We start from the raw sequence: 17,546 nt of genomic DNA, 5'->3' as shown, positions 1-17,546 counted from the left end.
GCAAGGGATTATCCCTTGCTTAAAAAATAATTATTTTATTAGTTTTCTCATATATCTAAAGAAATCTTCTTTTTCTTTAGGTGAAATCATACAGGTATTCAAAAACACTTCCATAATTTCTTGATTGACACTTCCCATAGCAGCTTTAACAGCCAAAGATTGATTGAGTATATCTCCGCAATATTCACCTTTAGCAAGCATTTTTTTCATACCTTTAATTTGTCCTTCAATTCTATTTAATCTAATAATAAGTCTTTTTCTTCTTTCTACAGCCTCTTCTCTATCAAATTTAGAAACTTTATTATTATCTCCAAAATGTTTATTCCAAGCCTTTAATCCGCCTTCTAATATATATAGATTTTTAAATCCCTCTTCTTTCATATATTCTGCTGCTTTTATACTTAACTTACCAATAGAACAATACAATAAATACGGAGTTTCTTTGTCTAATTTAGATATTTCTCTTTTAAAGACTCTTGGTTTAAGGAAATCCATAGAAATAGAATCTTCAATCATACCTTCATAATTATGTTCCATCTCCGTTCTAACATCCAATATTACTATATTGTCTGTATTACTGATAATTTCACCAGCCTCCGAAGGAGATAATATCTTTAAATCATTTTCTATTAACATATTTCATCCTTGTTAAAAGTATATCTCTTTTTTTATATTATATTATATAATATTATATAATATAATATAAAAAAAATAAAATTATAAAATCTTTTTTTAAGAAAAAATTTGAATTCTATATATTATTAACAATAAAAAGAGCCATTTCATAAAAAACGGCTCTTTTTATTATAAAGGTATACAAATATAAATTTATCCGAAATATCCTGTCAATATAGGTTTTCTTCCAGTAGTTTTATCATTAAAATATTCATACTGAGATAAACCGATAAATCCGCCTGAAACATTTACAACATTATTAAATCCGATATTTTGAAGTATTTTGCATGCTGTATAACTAGTAAGACCAGTTTTACAAGTTATATATACTGTTCTATCTTTAGGTATCTCATTATATCTGCTTCTTAAAGCTCCAAGAGGTATATTAACAGCTTTTTCTAAATGTCCTACTGCAAAATCTTCAGGCATTCTTACATCTAAGAAATAAGCATCTTTTTCAACCAATTCTCTAACTTGACTATAATGAACCTGTTTATAATCTCCATTTCTTAAATTAGAAGCAACATAACCTGCAAAATTAACAACATCTTTAGCAGTTCCGAATGAAGGAGCATAGCATAATTCTAAATCTTTAAGATCATCTATAGTTCCTCCGAATTTTATAATAGTTGCTATTACATCTATTCTCTTATCAACATTTCCTTTACCTATAGCCTGAGCACCCAATACTTTTCCTGTAGGTACTTCATATATGAGTTTGAAATGCATTAATCTTGCTGTAGGCATAATTGATACGCCATCAAAAGGAATAATTTCAACAGTATCATAATCTATATTCAAATTCATAGCTTTAATGAAGCCTTCAGAAAGTCCTGTAGAAGCTCCGTTATATCCAAACACCTTAATAACTGATGAACTTATGAATCCTCTATTATCAACTGTTCTTCCATTGATATGATCAGCAACTGCCCTAGCCTGTTTCTGAGCAGGTCCTGCTAGAGGAAGTCTGTAATAATCATTGAATAAAGGACTATAAACCTCTATAGCATCTCCAACTGCATAAATATCTTTATCATTAGTTCTGTATGTTGAATCTACTTTTATGCCTTTAGTTTTTCCTAATTCTATTCCAGCTTTAGCAGCAATATCAGTTTCAGGAGAAACGCCTATAGCAAGTATAACAGCATCAGCTTCTATTTTTTTGCCTGAACCTAAAATTACTGTATTTGTATCGAAACTATCAACTTTGTCATTAACTATCAAATTAACTCCATTGTCCATAATTTCTCTATGCAAAATTTGAACCATATCATAATCGAAAGGCTTCATTATTTGAGGTAATGCTTCTACTATAGTTACATCATATCCAACCTTCTTCAAATTTTCAGCCATTTCAATACCTATAAATCCGCCGCCTATAACAGATACCTTAGCATTTGACTTTCCTTTAAGAAAGTTATGTATTTTGCTTATATCAACAACATTTCTTACAGTAAATACATTAACTTTTTCAATTCCCTTTATAGGAGGTACTATAGGTTTAGCACCCATTGAAAGTATAAGCTTATCATAACTTTCTTTATACTCTCTGCCTTCAGATACAACTGTAACTTCTTTATTTTTTCTATCTATAGCAACAACTTCACTATTAACTCTTGCATCTACATTAAACTGCTTTAAAAATTTCTCAGGATTCATTAAAAGTAAAGTTTCTTCATTAGGAATAAGCCCGCCTATATGATAAGGAAGAGAACAATTAGAAAAAGACACATGAGGCCCCTTTTCAAACATTATTATTTTATCTTCCTCATTTAATCTTCTAAGTCTTGCTGCAGCAGAAGCACCGCCTGCAACACCTCCTACTATTAATATTTTTTTCATAGTACAAACTCCCAGATAATATTTTATTTTATAATATACCTAGTATATGTATTATTAAAAAATAAGTCAATATTATTTAATAAAAAATATATTAAATAATATTGATGCAATAATAACGCATTCTATTTTCACTTAAAATTGAAATTACGAATATACGATAAATTTTATACATTTTATTCAAATTCTATAATTATGTTCATTTTAATAATAAATATTCCGATATTATATGTATAATAAGTCTTTGGAGGTTTTAAATGGGTGTTTCACTTAACTCTATTTATTCATCCGATATGTTTCCATTGACTAGACATATGACTTCTGCAGGATTAAATGTTTACAACTCTTCTGCATACGGCTCAGCTCAGTCTGCTGATAAAGTTGCAAGCATAGTAACTCCTCAGGGATCATCTGCTCCTATAAATAACAATATTGGAAAGACTTTGGATGTATATGCTTAATTATTAGTTTTGACCAATTATGTGAAAGTTCTGCTCTGTAAGTTGATAAAAAATAAAAATAATGAAAACATAATTGGTCATAATTTTTAAGCAAAAAATACATTATGTAAACCATATTGTTATCATAACACATTCTATAGCTTTTATTTTTTAATATTTTTAAATATTTTTCTTGATTTAATATTACATTGATTTACAATTATATAGTAAATTAGTTTTAAATTTATAAATTAAATGGAGGTATAATCATGGATCTTTCAGCTTATAGTTCTTATTCTACTGGAATGCTTAAACAAGATATTTCTTTAAGCATGATAAGAAAAACTTCAGATATGCAGGCTCAAGCTGTTGATAAAATTATGACTAGCATTCAGCCTCAAGCTGTTTCTGCACCTATGAGACCTGGTGTAGGTGAAAGATTAAGCACTTATGCTTAATTAAAGTAAAGTAATTTTTTAAGGCTGCTGATATTTATTATTGGCAGCTTTTTTATTTATATAGTAAATAGCTTTAATATACCCACTATAAAACACCAAAAATATACTTTTTTCACTAATAGTCAAATTATAAATTGTTTTTTTAATTAAAATTTTATATATCATAAATGAACAAATAGACATAAGTATGAATGGAGTTTTTTATGATGGATACAGAAGTAGTATTAAAAAATTTAGGTCAAAATATAAGAGAATTAAGAAAAAACAAAAAAATGACTATAGATGAATTAGCTGAAAAATCTTCACTTTCCGGAAAATATCTACAAGGTGTTGAGGTTGGAAATAGAAATATATCAATTAAAAATCTAAATAAAATTTGCAAAGCATTAGAAACTTCTCCAGATACATTATTAAATATGAAGCCATACAATTTAAAATCTTCAGAAGAAAAAATATTTGCCATATCAGAAAAACTTAAAAAATTTGAAGAAAATAAATTAGATTTTATAGGAAATATGATAGATCATTTAAACAACATAATAAAAAATGAAGAAAAGAACGAATAATATATTAAATTATCTTATACTAAATTCACATCCGCAATAATTCTGTCTGTAGAGTCCCGCTTCATTAGCTATTATATTAGTCTTTTTAAATCCGTCTTTTTTCTTAAAGTCAAAATGCAAATACTCTATTCCTTCATAATTCTCTGCTAAACTTTTGCCTATCATTTCAATAACTTTGCTGTTTTTATGAGGGCTTACAGTCATTACAGTAGCAACATATTTTGCATTTATACTTTTAGCATATTCAAAAGCCTTTTTCATTCTATGCTTAAAACAAATACTGCATCTTGCCCCTTTTTCAGGTTCATTTTCAAAACCTTTTATATCATTATACCATTTGGCAACATCATCATCTTCTTCAGATATATAAGTTTTTATGCCTAAATTATTAGTATAATTTATAAACTCATCTTTTCTTCTTTTATATTCTTCAATAGGATATATATTAGGATTATAGAAATAAAATACTGTATCATAATCCTCTAAAATAGTACGAGGATAACTCATACAAACAGCACAGCAAGTATGAACAACTAATTTTTCTTTAATTTCCATAATAAGAAAATTACCTCTTACTTGCCTTTAAAGTAATAGTTTTATCATCAAAACTACTTATTATTACTTGATATCCCATACTTTTAGCTTTAGAATTAATATCAACTGCTAAATCTCTGCTGCTTCCTACATAAGTAACAACATACCTAGAAGACTCTCCAGATACTCCTCTATTATAAATATTTTTTAATCCGCCTATATTCTTTTTTAAAGCCTCTTCAAAACCTATAGATTCATTAAAATCAAGTCCGCTTACATATATAGTATACTCTGTACCGTTTTGAACTTCACTCTGCCATTTATTAACTATCTGATTAACAAAATCATCTGATACATAATCTGCTGATTTAACCAAAGCTATGGAATGTGCATCCTTATCGCTTCCTCCTACACCGCCTGCCTGATGTGTAGCTCTTGCTATGGTAGTATAATCAGATATATTAATAGCAGTTATTGCAACATCGCTTCTATAACTTTTCATAGCAGTGCCTTGTATAGTTGTGAAGAAAGCCGCATCCGCTTTACCTATTATAGCTATTTGTGCCCCTGTAGCATCAGCTATCTTTTTTATTGAAGCTGACGAACGAGAACCTCTTGTATCTTCATAACTTATATTTTCTTTTCTCATAACATTTTGAAGTGATGAAGGACTAACAAATTTAAATCCTTTCTCACTCATATTTTTTTCTAATTCCACGTTAAAAGATTCGCTTAAATTTCCTGTTTCATCTGTAACAAGCACAACTATAAGAGGAAGATTTTTTCTGTCCATCAGTATGCCCATAGCCTGAAGATTATCCTGAAGCATATCAACGCCAACTGTAGCCTCTATCTTAGAATACCAAACAGAACCGGATTTGGATATATTAATCACTTTATATGAAGATATATAACCTGTTGTATTGTCATATATTTTAGAACTTATAAGTCTATTATTTTCAACTAAAGTACTTCCATTAACTATAGAACCAACTGCCTGCTCTACTGCATTTCTTTTAGCACTTTCAATGGATCTTTCTATAGCATCAGCCTCACCTCTTCCATCAGCAGATGCATAACCTTCAGCGATTATTTTTGTAGTTTTTCCACCTTTGAAATCAGGATTCTTCCAATTATTAACTATTCCTATTTCTCCGGTATCTTCTCCTACATATACTCCACCGCTTGATGTACTTTTAGAAGTTGTAGCACATGATATAAAAAATAAAGATAAAAATATAAATAGATATAACTTATTCAATATAAATTTCATATTATCATAAACCTCAATTAATATTAACTATAAAACTCTTATTATCAATAAAAAATAAAATTTTTAATTAAATATAATGTTATTAACATATATTTTATAATAAAGTTATATTTTTTCAAGAAAGAATTCAATATAATAAATTGAATTCATTAAATTCCATTTGTAAATCTTCAAAGAAAATACCCACATGATATCCATCGCATACACTATGATGTATTTGTAAACATAAAGGCATCATTATATTATTTTTATCATCTGTATAGTATTTTCCTATAGTGAATATTGGTGCTAAATACTCAAAGCTATTTGGTAAATTAAGATTAAAACTAGTAAAAGCTGATAATGGAAGTGATGAAATATTAAATATATTATTTATACTACATGGCTTAGCTAAAAAAGTTTTATTTTCTCCATAAGTTTCTATATCTGAAATATAATTTTTATAAAACAAATCAAATTTTTCATTATATTCTGTATAAATGGATGAGAAAGTTTTTGTATCATTATGAAATATGGTATAGCTTGGATTAATAATATCATAATAACCAAGTTCTTTATTATCATTCAATGCCATTTTGAACTCTTTATATTTATTTACAACTTTTGATATTAAGTAAATAACAGAGGCATAAAATTTAATATTTTTATCTTTGACAGTTTTTTTAAATTTTGTAATATTTAAAGGCACTGTTATGCTATATGTACATGGAATATTATTCATATACATTTCATAATGCTCTTTTCTGTTATAATTATTTAAATCTATTTTATTAAACATATATATCCTTACAATTACAGATTTTTTATTATATAATTAAAAATAAATTTTATATAAAATATATCTTAAATATCTTTATAAACAGATAAAAGCGAAGGCATAATTTCTTCAGGATCAAGTTTTTTTAAGCAGTCAATAGTTTTGCATCCTCTTTTCATATACTCGCAATGAAAACTTTTTAATGCTGTGCAGTATTTTTTTCTAGCTTCTATATTTATAGCTTTATCGCCTCTGGCTCCATAAATCAAAGGCAAAGTATCTCCGAATATACCTATAGAATATATATTGCTGGCATTGGCTATATGAAGAGGGGCACTATCTCCTCCAATCAATGCATAAGAATGTTTTATTACTGATATAAGTTCTCTTATACTCAATTTATTAGTAAAATCATCAGCTATTATATTTCCTAATCTTTTTTTCATCTCTTCAGAAAAATCTAAATCATCTTTAGATCCTATAAGTATTATAGGGACTTGTTTTTCTTTATAAAACATATCTATAAGTTTTGAAAAATTATCTATACCATACCTTTTACTTATTCTAGTTGCACCGCCATGAACAAGCAAAGCATTTTTATAATTTTTCATTTTATCAATACCAAAATTATTTTCTTCTTCAGATAAAAATATTTCTGTATTAATGCCGTCAGTTTCTATATTCATAGGTTTTAATATAGAAAGTATTGTATCTACTATATGCCTTTTATGCTTTTTCCAAGAAGTTTTTTTATTAAGCAGAAATCCTCGGCATTCACTGTTTACCCCTGCTCTTATTGGTATTTTTGCTTTATATAAAAGTGAAGCTCCGTAAAATGCTGTTGTAGCAGTAATACCTATATCATAATTCTGATTTTTTATATATTCTGATACTTTATCATCTCTAACTATAATATTATTTATATATGGATTCTCTTTTAAAATATCTATTCCTCTAGCACCATTTACAACATCAATAGTAGAGTCATTATAATGTTTTTTTACGGCTCTTATTAGAGGAGTTATAAATATAGTATCTCCTATATAATTCATTCCTATAATCAATATCTTTGTCATAGATAAAACTCTTGATAATTATTATTTAATTATGATAATCTTCTTTTTTTGGCAATTCTTTCTTTTTTTGCCTCTAATAATCTTTCTTCATTATATATTTTCATTATCTCAAAGAATAGTATAAAGCTCAAAGGTCCTAATATTATTCCTGAAAGTCCAAAAAATAATACTCCGCCAAGTATAGCAAAGAAAATAAATAATGGATGAAGTTCTATTCTGTTTCCAAGAAGCAAAGGACGCACAAAATTATCAGGTATTGTAATAAAGAACCATGAACATACTATAAATATAATAGCCCTAATAATTTCTCCATTTATTAAAAATAATATTCCCAAAGGTATCCATATTATAGTAGTTCCTATTATAGGCATAAAAGATGCTATTATAGTAAGAAATGCAAATGTAAATGAATTTGTAACCCCAAATACAGTATATACTATAAAAGCACAAAAACCCTGAAATATACCTGTAAATAAATTTCCAAATACTATTCCTTTTATACCTTCAGAAACCTGCTTTATAAGTCTGTCAAGATATTTTGCATCTATAGGAACTAATGTCCTTACCTGTCCTATCAAATATTCTCCGTCTACAAAAAAGAAAAACAATGAAAACATCATAAATATAAACGAGCTTACAAATCCGCCTGTACTTTTTAATAAACCGGCTACATTCTGAGTAAGATATGAACTTATGAATGTTAAATTTGAAAGCGAAGAATCCTGTATTCTTTTTAATATAGTTTCCATAGATACATCTATAGGCAGAGATTTAAGAAAATTATTTATATTAGAATTATTAATAACCTCATTAACATCTAAATTCATAAAATATTTAATACCAATATTTGAAATATCTATAAGCTGAACTATTATAGTATAGGCTAGTATACTTGTAGGAACTAAAAATATAATTAAAGATATAAGAGAAAAGAGCAAAGCTAAAGTATTCTTTTTAATTATAGAAAGTTTATCTGTTTTTTTGTAGCTCTTCCCCATAGCCCTTATAAAAAGAGGATTTAATATGACATAAAAAACAACGGCAAAAAATATTATCATGCCGAAAGGTCTTAATAATTTGTACATTATAAATATAGACAGGAATATAAAAGCTATAAAGAAAATGTAGCCTATATTGTTTTTATTCATAAAATCTCCAAAATAAAAAATCTAATTAATAAGATTAATTAGGATTTTAATAATAATATATATAATATATTTTTCAAGCATTTTAATTTGAATTATTATATATTTATGTTATCATATAAAAATGGTATTCAATTTAAATGATAAGCAAAAAGATATAATAAAATGCTTTGAAGATAATGGCTTATGTTTTGTTAATGCATCGGCAGGTACAGGAAAAACAAGCACTATAACAGAAATATATTTAAAATTATTAGAAAATAAAGAAAAAGTATCAAATATAGTAGTAATCACTTTCACAAAAGCAGCAGCTAATGAAATGCTTTTCAGAATAAGGTCAAAAGTAAGAAATAAAATAGATGAAATAAAAAATACAAATGATGAAAAATCTATAAAAGAAAAGAAATATTGGCAGAATGTTTATAAAGATATACTTACAAGTGCAAAAATTTCAACAATAAATGCATTTGCAAATTCTATAGCTATGGAAAATGCAATGTATCTTTCTATACCACCTAATATGTCAATATTGGAAGACAGCATTGATATTCAGGAAACATTAAAAAGTGAAATTTTAAATATTTTAAGACAATCAAAACATGCTGAAATTATAAGATCTCTATATAGAATATCCACAGAAGATAGTAAAAATCAATTTGCTCAAAGAATACTGCATTTCCTATTAAAAATAAAGCCTAGACTAGAAAATATAAACAGATTTGAAGAAAAAGCATTGGAAATAATAAAAATAGATGATAAAGAATATGATAAATTATACAATAATATATATAATTACAGCATAGAACTTATAAATGATAATTTAAAAAGCGGAAAATTTATAATAGAATGTAAAAATAGAATATCTTTGCTTTTGCAAAAAATAGATTTAATAAAAAATATAGAAAAAGTAAAAGAATTATCATCAGAAGATTATGAATATATGAGAATTGCATTGTCTGATGTATCTAATGCAAAATTGGGGAATACAAAACATGATGAGTTTAGAGCTGTATTAGAAGATTTAAAACAATGCACTATATCTATGCTTAATTATGTTAACATACTATACAATAAAGAAAATTATAAAGCAGTAATAGATTTTATAAAAGAAACATACAATCATATAGAAAAAGTAAAATCTAATATAGGCATATACTCTCATGAAGATATGATGTACAAAGCTATAGAAGCATTAGAAAACGATGCCATATCAAAAGAAATAAGAGATAATATATCATCATTAATACTAGATGAGGCACAGGACACAAGCATTTTACAATTTGATTTCATAAATTTAATAGTATTCGGACAAAGAGAAATAACAAGCAAATCAAAAACAGATAAAAAATTGATGATAGTAGGAGACAGAAAGCAATCAATATATAGATTCAGAAATGCTGATGTAAATGCATTCACTAATGTACAAGAAAATTTCAGTAATTATGTAAGATATTTAAAAGATAATTACAGAAGCAATTCTATGCTGATAGATTTCTTTAATGATTTATTCAAAAGCACTGTATTTGTAAATGATGATATTAATTATAAAGATGAAGATGATTTGGATTACAATAAAAAAACAGAGAATAAAGCTGTATCTTTACTAATATTCAATAATAATATAGAAGATGAGAATATTCATCTATATGCAGATGATAAAACAGAATTAGAGGCCTATGCAATAGCTGAATATATAAAAAATAATTACAGCAATGATTATAAAAACACTGTTATACTTCTTCAAACATTTAAAAGATTGGATAAGTATTTACAGGCATTATCTGATTATAAAATACCATATTATATAGACGGCGGAAATAAATTCTATTCAAGAGAAGAAATAGTATTAATAAAAACATTTTTAGAATACTTAATATTGAGAGATCATGCAAAACTTCCTGAAATACTTAGAAGCGAGTTATTCGATATTGATATAGGAAATTTATCAGATTTTTTATTCAGCTTGTATGTAAAGAATTTAGATATAAAAGATTATTTCCCAAAAATGGTTTATGATGAAAATAAATATAAAGAAATAGAAGATATAGCCAAATCAAAAAGTTATTATAATCAATTAAAAACAGCAAAAGAAATATTAAATAATATAGAAAGTAAAATACCTATGATGAATGCTAATGAAATAATAGAAACTATATGCATTGATACTAATTTCTATAATTATTTAATGACTATGAATGATGCAGAAATCTCTTATGCTAATATAGAAAAATTAAAAAAAATAGCAAATGATTTTGAAAATCAAACAGGCAATAATATATATGATTTTGTACTTAATCTAAAAAATACTAATGATAATGAACCTTATTCTGCCATACCAAAATTATCAGTTGAATCTGTGAAAATAATGACTATACATAAATCTAAAGGACTTGAATTTAATAATGTATTTGTTGCAGGAATGGGAAATTATATAAGATCTTATTTATCTGATTTTGATTTTATAGAGGATTCTCCTTTTATAAGACTTCCTGTAAGAAATAAACATTATAATATAGATTTCTCTGCATCAAATACAGATGATAATAAAAAAAGTGAAACATCTGAAAAAAGAAGATTATTATATGTGGCATTAACTAGAGCATCAAATAATTTAATACTTTCAGGAGAACATTCTAAAGGAGAAAGCTATAGATCATATTTAAATAAATATTTTAATGATGAGATAAAAAAGTATGAATATAATATTATAAGCGAAGATACTGAAGGATTAATAAAAATTGATGATATAGAAAATAAATTCATTGATTCATATTTATATGGTCTTGCAATAAAGCCTGAAGAAGAAATAAATATCATTGATTCTCAGACAATTAAAGAAAAGATTAAAAATATTTCAAAAGAAAATAAAAAAGTAAATTACAGCGAATATATAAAAAATATTAATCCGTCATTAAATAAAAATAACAAACTTAGTAAAAATTATGTTAACATATCTGATCTTCTAAATAGACAAATATCAAAACTTGAAAATGATATAAATAATACAGATAACGAATACAATGAAGACATAGAACTTATATCGTACAAAGATATAGGAACAATAATACATAAAATGCTTGAATATTTTAACTTTGATAAATACATAAAAGAAAAAGAAGCATACCTTGAAAAAGTAAAATCATATACTCTAAAAAGCAATAATCATTATAGCAAAGAGCAATTAACAGAAAGTTTGAACACAGCATTCAAAAAGCTATTTGAAAATAATCATATAAAAAATATACTCAATGGAAATGAGGAAATAGTATCAAGAGAGCATACCTTCCAACATTATGACGGAAAAGATTTAATAACAGGAAAAATTGATATTATAACCAAAAATAAAAATGATGAATATTATATTCTAGACTATAAAGTAGCAGAAGAAAGCGAGTATAATATAAATAAATATCAATATCAATTAAATAGTTATAAATTTATGTTTGAAGAAGTTATGAAAACAAATAATGCTGATATAGATAAAAATAAAATAAAAACTGATATTATATTCTTAAAATGATATATTTTTATTAACTTTTAATCTTTTTTGTTATAAAATATAGTATATTTATATATTATAATGATATATTTTTATTAATTATTTCTATTATATTAATAATTTTCTTTACTTTTTTCTATTATATTGTATATATTATAATTGTGAGGAAAATAAATGAAAGTAATTTTAAAATATTTTACATTAATAATTTGTTTTTTATCTATCATATCATGTGATAAGCAGGTAATTTTCAATAGATTTAATTTAAACAGAGCTTATAATCTATATGAAAAAGGCAAAAATGCAGATGATGATAAAGCTCTGCTTGAAATAACCTCCACTTATAATGACATTATAAATCAAAAAATATATGCTCAGGATAGATTAGCATCAGTATATAGAACATTAGGAGAAAGAAGCTTAGTAAAACAGCAGTATGGATATTCAGCAAAATATTTTACTGAGGCTTTAAAAATACTTCCCAACAGTCCATATTTAAGATACGGATTAGGTTTATCTTATGCCAATTTAGCAGAAAGTGCTGATACACAAGAGAAAAAAAGTAATTTCATACAAAGAGCCGAAAGCAATATAACATTTGCTATAAGTAAAGATCCTAATAATGCCAACTATTATGCAGCCTTAGCTTCATTACAAGGAATACAAAAAGAAAATTATGAAGAAGCATTTGAAAATATAAAAAAAGCTGTAGAAATGAGTCCTGATAATGCAGACTATCTAATGCTGCTTGCAAGAATACAATACAGCAGAGGAAATTATAATGAAGCTGTTGCATCATACAGAAAAATACTCAATCTTCCTGTTGAAAATAATGTGAAAGAGACGGTTTTAAAAAATATCGAACAAATTATAGGACAGAGAAATTGAGTAGGACTTATGATATTAAAACTTATTTGATTGCCCTAAATCAAATTGATAAAGTAGGAGATAAAAGAATATCCGAGCTTATTAATCATTATGAATCTGTAGAAAATATTTTTGATGATAAAGAAGAAAATATAAAGGAATTATTAGAAAAAAAATTTAAATCTCAAATAGGTAATTTTGATAAAAATGAGATATTAGATAAAGCAAATACGATAGTAGAAAAATCAAATAACTATGGTATAGGAATATTAAGTTTATTTGATGAAGATTATCCATTTAATTTAAAACAAATAGATAATCCGCCATATATACTCTATTATAAGGGAGATTTAAAAAAGCTAAGAAGAAATGCTATAGCAATAGTAGGTACTAGAGAGCCTACAAATGAAAGCCGTAAATATTCTTTCGAGCTTGCTAGTAAATTATCATCTTTGAATATATCTGTTGTATCAGGAATGGCTAAAGGAGTTGATAGAGAGGCACATCTTGGGGCAATATCATCTCATATTAATACTGTAGCTGTTTTAGGAAATGGAATTGATAATGTTTATCCTTCTGAAAATTTGCAGATATATAATAAATTATCAGAAAAAGGTTTAATAGTAAGCGAATTCGAAATAGGAAGAAAGCCTGACAGAATGAATTTCCCTAGAAGAAACAGAATAATATCAGGACTTTCTTATGCTGTTGTTATGGTGGAAGCTGCAAGCAAATCAGGAGCTTTGATTACTGTTGATTATGCTCTTAATCAAGGAAGAGATGTTTATATTGCACCTTATGATGAAAAGAAAAGCTGTTATTTTGGAAATCATAAACTATACAAAGACGGTGCTAAAATAGCATATAATTATATGGATATACTTGAAGATTTTGATTCAATATTCTCAAATGATGATGATTATGTGAAAATGAAATTAAAATATTTTGAAGGCGGAGACATAAAATCGAAATCCTTAAAAAATGATTCTATAAAAAGTGAAAATAATAATAGTAAAGAAAAGAAAGAAACAAAAAAAGAAGAAGTAAAAGATAAAAAGGAAAAGAAAAAAAATAAAATATCAAAACAAAATGATGAATCTATTATAAGTGCTTTACAGGAAGATGAGGCATTGCTTTATAATATAATAAAACAAAATGACAAAATACATATTGATGAAGTTATAGAGGAAAGCAAAATGAAAGTGCAGGCTGTAACTTCTATGTTAATGCAGTTAGAAATAAAAGGAATTATAAAGCAGCTTTCAGGAAAATATTATACTATAGAAAAATAAAAAATATATATAACTTTAGGATTTATAAAAGGAGATTTAACTATGGCTACAACAACAGAGGAAAAAGTAAAAAAAACAACAAGTAAAAAGACAAAAGATAAAAAAGAGTCTAAAAAGAAAAAACTTGTTATAGTGGAGTCTCCGGCGAAAGCTAAAACAATTAATAGATATTTAGGCTCTGATTATCTTGTAATGTCATCAATGGGGCATTTAATAGATTTGCCTAGAAGCAGACTGGCTATAGATGTAGATCATGGATTTGAACCTGAATACATCACTATAAGAGGAAGAGCTAAAATATTAAATGATTTGAAAAAAGAGGCAAAAAAAGCGGAAGAAGTTTTGCTAGCTGCCGACGATGATAGAGAGGGAGAAAGTATAGCTTGGCATATAGGAAATAAAATAAGAGGTGTAAACTCAGCTGTTCCTATAAAAAGAATAGTTTTCCATGAAATAACAAAAGATGCATTAAAGGAAGCTATTGATCAGCCTAGAGATATAGATATTTCAAAAGTTAATGCTCAAAAGGCAAGAAGAGTATTAGACAGACTTATCGGTTATAATTTAAGCCCTTTACTTTGGGATAAAATAAAAAGAGGACTTTCTGCAGGAAGAGTACAGAATGTAGCTTTGCTTATTATTTGTAATAGAGAAGATGAAATTGAAACTTTTGTACCTGTAGAATATTGGACTTTCGGAGTATTTTTAAAGCATAAAAATAAAGAGTTTTTAGCAGAACTTCAAAAATATAAAGGCGAAAAGCCAGATTTAAAAACTAAACAAGATGTTGAAGATATAATGGAGCATCTTAAAGACAAAACTTATACTGTTGCAAGTATAGAAGTAAAAGACAGATTAAGAAACCCTACAGCTCCATATACTACAAGTAAACTTCAGCAGGCGGCAAGCAGTGCATTAGGATACAGTGCTTCAAAAACTATGCAGGTAGCTCAGTCACTTTATGAAGGTGTTGACATTGCAGGAGAGGCAACTGGTTTAATAACTTATATGCGTACTGACAGTGTAAGGATATCTCCTGTTGCTCAGGAACAGGCTAAAGAGTTTATAGAAAAAGAATACGGAAGCAATTATTTACCTCCAGAACCTCCTACATATTCAGTAAAAAAGAATGCTCAGGACGCTCACGAAGCTATAAGACCTACTAATGTATTTTTAACTCCAGACAGCATTAAAGAATATTTAAAAACAGATCAATATAAACTGTATAAACTTATATGGGAGAGATTTGTATCATCTCAAATGCTTCCAGCAAAAATGAAAAATACAAGAGCTATAATAGTTGCAGGCGATTGTGAGTTTTCTCTTTCTTCTTCAAAAATAGAATTTGACGGATTTATGAAAGTTCTTACAATAGACAAAGAAGATAAAGAAAAAGCTTCAAAAATGCCTAATTTATCAAAAGATGATGTATGTGAATTTGTTGAAAATAATCCTCAGCAGCATTTCACAACACCTCCTCCAAGATATACAGATGCTTCATTAGTAAAAATATTAGAAGAATCAGGAATAGGAAGACCTTCTACTTATGCCCCAACTATTAAAACAATAATATCAAGGCATTATGTACAGAGAAAAGGAAAACAATTAGTACCTACAGAATTAGGAAAGCTTGTTAATGAGCTCATAAGCGAAAATTTCCCTGAACTTGTAAATATTAACTTTACTGCCGACATGGAAAGTAAACTTGATAAAATAGAAGACGATAATATAGAATGGAATAATATATTAAAAGAATTCTATCCTCATTTTTTGGATACATTGAAAACAGCTACTGAAAATATTAACAATATGAAAGACTTTTTCAATGAAGAAACTGATTTCGTATGTGAAAAATGCGGTAAGAAGATGATTAAACGTTTGGGAAGATACGGATATTTTATAGCTTGTTCCGGATTCCCTGAATGTAAAAATACTAAAGGAATATCTTTTGGTGTTTGTCCTAAATGCGGAGGCGACATAACATTAAAACGTTCAAAAAGAGGAAGAGAATTCTATGGTTGTTCTAATTATCCTAAATGCGATTTCGTAAGTTGGGATAAACCTCTTCAAGAACCTTGTCCTAAATGCGGCGGACTCATGGTTGAGAAGAATATTAAAAACAAAGGATTGTTTAAGGTTTGTATCAAGGAAGATTGCGGTTATTCGGAGGAAATCAAAGAGGACGAAGAATAACATTAATATTAATTATCGTATTAACTCTGCTTAATACTTGTTATTTACTTTATCCGCAAAATAATGACAAGATAAAATTAAATAATTTAAATATAAAAGTAGAAGATTTGAAAGAGGCTTTTAATCCTGCTGTAAGTAAATTCAGCGAGAAAACTATATCTACAATAATTATAGATCCAGGCCATGGAGGAAAAGACCCAGGAGCTGTTGGAGTAAATAAATTATTTGAAAAAGATATAGTTTTAGCCTTTTCATTAGAATTAAAAGAAGAATTGGAAGAAATACTCCCAGATGTAAAAATAGTACTTACAAGAACAGGAGACACCTACCCTACTCTTGAAAAGCGTTTTGAAATAGCTAATGATGCTGCAAAAATAAATACTGATAAAGCAAAAAATGCATTATTTGTAAGTGTACATGCCAATGCTTCATTCAGTCCGAGTGCTAGAGGTTTTGAGGCTTATTTTGTTAGTGCTCAGGAGTCAAGCGAATATGCAAGAGCAGTTTCTATGTTTGAAAATGAGGCTTTGGTAAAGTTTGATAATATAGACACTTCAAAATATGAAAAAGATTCCTCACAGATAACTCATAACTCTATGCTTATAGAACAGTATCAAAAGGAAAGTAAATTATTAGCTGAATCAATCACAGAAGAAGTTCTTAAAGTTTCAGGGGTGGCAAGAAGAACTAAACCTGTACAGAATGCTTTATTTTATGTTCTTAAAGGTGCTGTTATGCCTTCAACATTAATAGAATTAGGATTCATAACAAATCCTGATGATGCTAAGTTTATGAACACTAAAGAAACAAGACTAAAAATGGTAAAAGCAACTGCCGAAGGTATAAAGCAATACATAGAACTTTTTGAGAAAACTAAAGGTTTTACAAAATAATTTTTTGAATATATAATAATATACTAAATCATTTAATAA

15 protein-coding genes are annotated in these 17,546 nt (G+C 26.9%); 8 read left to right on the top strand and 7 right to left on the bottom strand.

The window, feature by feature from the left end:
• Positions 1-30: 30 nt before the first annotated feature.
• Together BHYOB78_RS03925 and BHYOB78_RS03920 are read right to left on the bottom strand one after the other, a co-directional pair.
• Positions 31-636, bottom strand: coding sequence for a metal-sensing transcriptional repressor (locus tag BHYOB78_RS03925; RefSeq protein WP_012672084.1), 606 nt, complete (start codon positions 634-636; stop codon positions 31-33).
• Between the two features lie 192 nt (positions 637-828).
• Complete coding sequence (locus tag BHYOB78_RS03920; protein ID WP_012672083.1) at positions 829-2,517, bottom strand: FAD-dependent oxidoreductase; 1,689 nt, start codon at positions 2,515-2,517, stop codon at positions 829-831.
• A gap of 254 nt (positions 2,518-2,771) precedes the next feature.
• Here BHYOB78_RS03920 and BHYOB78_RS03915 point away from each other — a divergent pair, with 254 nt between their 5' ends.
• From BHYOB78_RS03915 to BHYOB78_RS03905, 3 genes are all read left to right on the top strand, one after another.
• The gene (locus BHYOB78_RS03915) at positions 2,772-2,975 is read left to right on the top strand and encodes a hypothetical protein (protein ID WP_020064135.1); all 204 of its coding nucleotides are present in this window, start codon (positions 2,772-2,774) and stop codon (positions 2,973-2,975) included.
• 248 nt (positions 2,976-3,223) lie between these two features.
• Positions 3,224-3,412: a putative motility protein gene (locus tag BHYOB78_RS03910; protein WP_008724208.1), complete on the top strand. Its 189-nt coding sequence runs from the start codon at positions 3,224-3,226 to the stop codon at positions 3,410-3,412.
• Between the two features lie 203 nt (positions 3,413-3,615).
• Positions 3,616-3,978: a helix-turn-helix domain-containing protein gene (locus tag BHYOB78_RS03905; RefSeq protein WP_173425795.1), complete on the top strand. Its 363-nt coding sequence runs from the start codon at positions 3,616-3,618 to the stop codon at positions 3,976-3,978.
• A 9-nt stretch (positions 3,979-3,987) separates the two neighbouring features.
• Here the strand turns inward: BHYOB78_RS03905 and BHYOB78_RS03900 are convergent, their stop codons facing one another.
• From BHYOB78_RS03900 to BHYOB78_RS03880, 5 genes are all read right to left on the bottom strand, one after another.
• Positions 3,988-4,533 (bottom strand): epoxyqueuosine reductase QueH, encoded by a 546-nt coding sequence (locus tag BHYOB78_RS03900; protein ID WP_020064136.1) that lies wholly within the window; start codon positions 4,531-4,533, stop codon positions 3,988-3,990.
• 10 nt (positions 4,534-4,543) lie between these two features.
• Complete coding sequence (locus tag BHYOB78_RS03895; RefSeq protein WP_012672077.1) at positions 4,544-5,785, bottom strand: hypothetical protein; 1,242 nt, start codon at positions 5,783-5,785, stop codon at positions 4,544-4,546.
• Between the two features lie 127 nt (positions 5,786-5,912).
• Complete coding sequence (gene catA, locus BHYOB78_RS03890) at positions 5,913-6,563, bottom strand: type A chloramphenicol O-acetyltransferase (RefSeq protein WP_012672076.1); 651 nt, start codon at positions 6,561-6,563, stop codon at positions 5,913-5,915.
• Between the two features lie 65 nt (positions 6,564-6,628).
• Positions 6,629-7,618: a glycosyltransferase family 9 protein gene (locus BHYOB78_RS03885; protein ID WP_020064137.1), complete on the bottom strand. Its 990-nt coding sequence runs from the start codon at positions 7,616-7,618 to the stop codon at positions 6,629-6,631.
• A 29-nt stretch (positions 7,619-7,647) separates the two neighbouring features.
• Positions 7,648-8,766, bottom strand: coding sequence for an AI-2E family transporter (locus BHYOB78_RS03880; protein WP_020064138.1), 1,119 nt, complete (start codon positions 8,764-8,766; stop codon positions 7,648-7,650).
• A 121-nt stretch (positions 8,767-8,887) separates the two neighbouring features.
• On the opposite strand from BHYOB78_RS03880, the gene BHYOB78_RS03875 reads away from it, so the two are divergent.
• The 5 genes from BHYOB78_RS03875 (at position 8,888) to BHYOB78_RS03855 (ending at position 17,507) form a co-directional block, all read left to right on the top strand.
• Positions 8,888-12,283, top strand: coding sequence for a UvrD-helicase domain-containing protein (locus tag BHYOB78_RS03875; RefSeq protein WP_020064139.1), 3,396 nt, complete (start codon positions 8,888-8,890; stop codon positions 12,281-12,283).
• Between the two features lie 153 nt (positions 12,284-12,436).
• The gene (locus BHYOB78_RS03870; protein WP_012672072.1) at positions 12,437-13,150 is read left to right on the top strand and encodes a tetratricopeptide repeat protein; all 714 of its coding nucleotides are present in this window, start codon (positions 12,437-12,439) and stop codon (positions 13,148-13,150) included.
• Entirely contained in the window at positions 13,147-14,421 is a 1,275-nt protein-coding gene (gene dprA, locus BHYOB78_RS03865) for a DNA-processing protein DprA (RefSeq protein ID WP_020064140.1), read from the top strand. The genes BHYOB78_RS03870 and dprA overlap by 4 nt, the downstream gene beginning before the upstream one ends.
• 42 nt (positions 14,422-14,463) lie before the next feature.
• Positions 14,464-16,614, top strand: a complete 2,151-nt coding sequence (gene topA / locus BHYOB78_RS03860; RefSeq protein WP_020064141.1) for a type I DNA topoisomerase — start codon at positions 14,464-14,466, stop codon at positions 16,612-16,614.
• A complete protein-coding gene (locus BHYOB78_RS03855) occupies positions 16,560-17,507 on the top strand; it encodes an N-acetylmuramoyl-L-alanine amidase family protein (protein ID WP_020064142.1) in 948 nt (315 codons plus the stop codon). The genes topA and BHYOB78_RS03855 overlap by 55 nt, the downstream gene beginning before the upstream one ends.
• Positions 17,508-17,546: the final 39 nt, after the last annotated feature.

Origin of the sequence: Brachyspira hyodysenteriae ATCC 27164 (genome assembly GCF_001676785.2) — a bacterium.
Lineage (GTDB): Bacteria > Spirochaetota > Brachyspiria > Brachyspirales > Brachyspiraceae > Brachyspira > Brachyspira hyodysenteriae.
Note: the sequence above shows the minus strand (reverse complement) of the source record. Positions and strands in the feature narration are given on the sequence as shown.

Coding starts and splice junctions, on each gene's coding strand:
- BHYOB78_RS03920 (WP_012672083.1), bottom strand. CDS start 2,517: ATGAAAAAAATATTAATAGTAGGAGGTGTTGCAGGCGGTGCTTCTGCT.
- BHYOB78_RS03905 (WP_173425795.1), top strand. CDS start 3,616: ATGATGGATACAGAAGTAGTATTAAAAAATTTAGGTCAAAATATAAGA.
- BHYOB78_RS03915 (WP_020064135.1), top strand. CDS start 2,772: ATGGGTGTTTCACTTAACTCTATTTATTCATCCGATATGTTTCCATTG.
- BHYOB78_RS03875 (WP_020064139.1), top strand. CDS start 8,888: ATGGTATTCAATTTAAATGATAAGCAAAAAGATATAATAAAATGCTTT.
- BHYOB78_RS03880 (WP_020064138.1), bottom strand. CDS start 8,766: ATGAATAAAAACAATATAGGCTACATTTTCTTTATAGCTTTTATATTC.
- BHYOB78_RS03910 (WP_008724208.1), top strand. CDS start 3,224: ATGGATCTTTCAGCTTATAGTTCTTATTCTACTGGAATGCTTAAACAA.
- BHYOB78_RS03925 (WP_012672084.1), bottom strand. CDS start 636: ATGTTAATAGAAAATGATTTAAAGATATTATCTCCTTCGGAGGCTGGT.
- BHYOB78_RS03870 (WP_012672072.1), top strand. CDS start 12,437: ATGAAAGTAATTTTAAAATATTTTACATTAATAATTTGTTTTTTATCT.
- BHYOB78_RS03895 (WP_012672077.1), bottom strand. CDS start 5,785: ATGAAATTTATATTGAATAAGTTATATCTATTTATATTTTTATCTTTA.
- BHYOB78_RS03900 (WP_020064136.1), bottom strand. CDS start 4,533: ATGGAAATTAAAGAAAAATTAGTTGTTCATACTTGCTGTGCTGTTTGT.
- topA (WP_020064141.1), top strand. CDS start 14,464: ATGGCTACAACAACAGAGGAAAAAGTAAAAAAAACAACAAGTAAAAAG.
- BHYOB78_RS03885 (WP_020064137.1), bottom strand. CDS start 7,618: ATGACAAAGATATTGATTATAGGAATGAATTATATAGGAGATACTATA.
- catA (WP_012672076.1), bottom strand. CDS start 6,563: ATGTTTAATAAAATAGATTTAAATAATTATAACAGAAAAGAGCATTAT.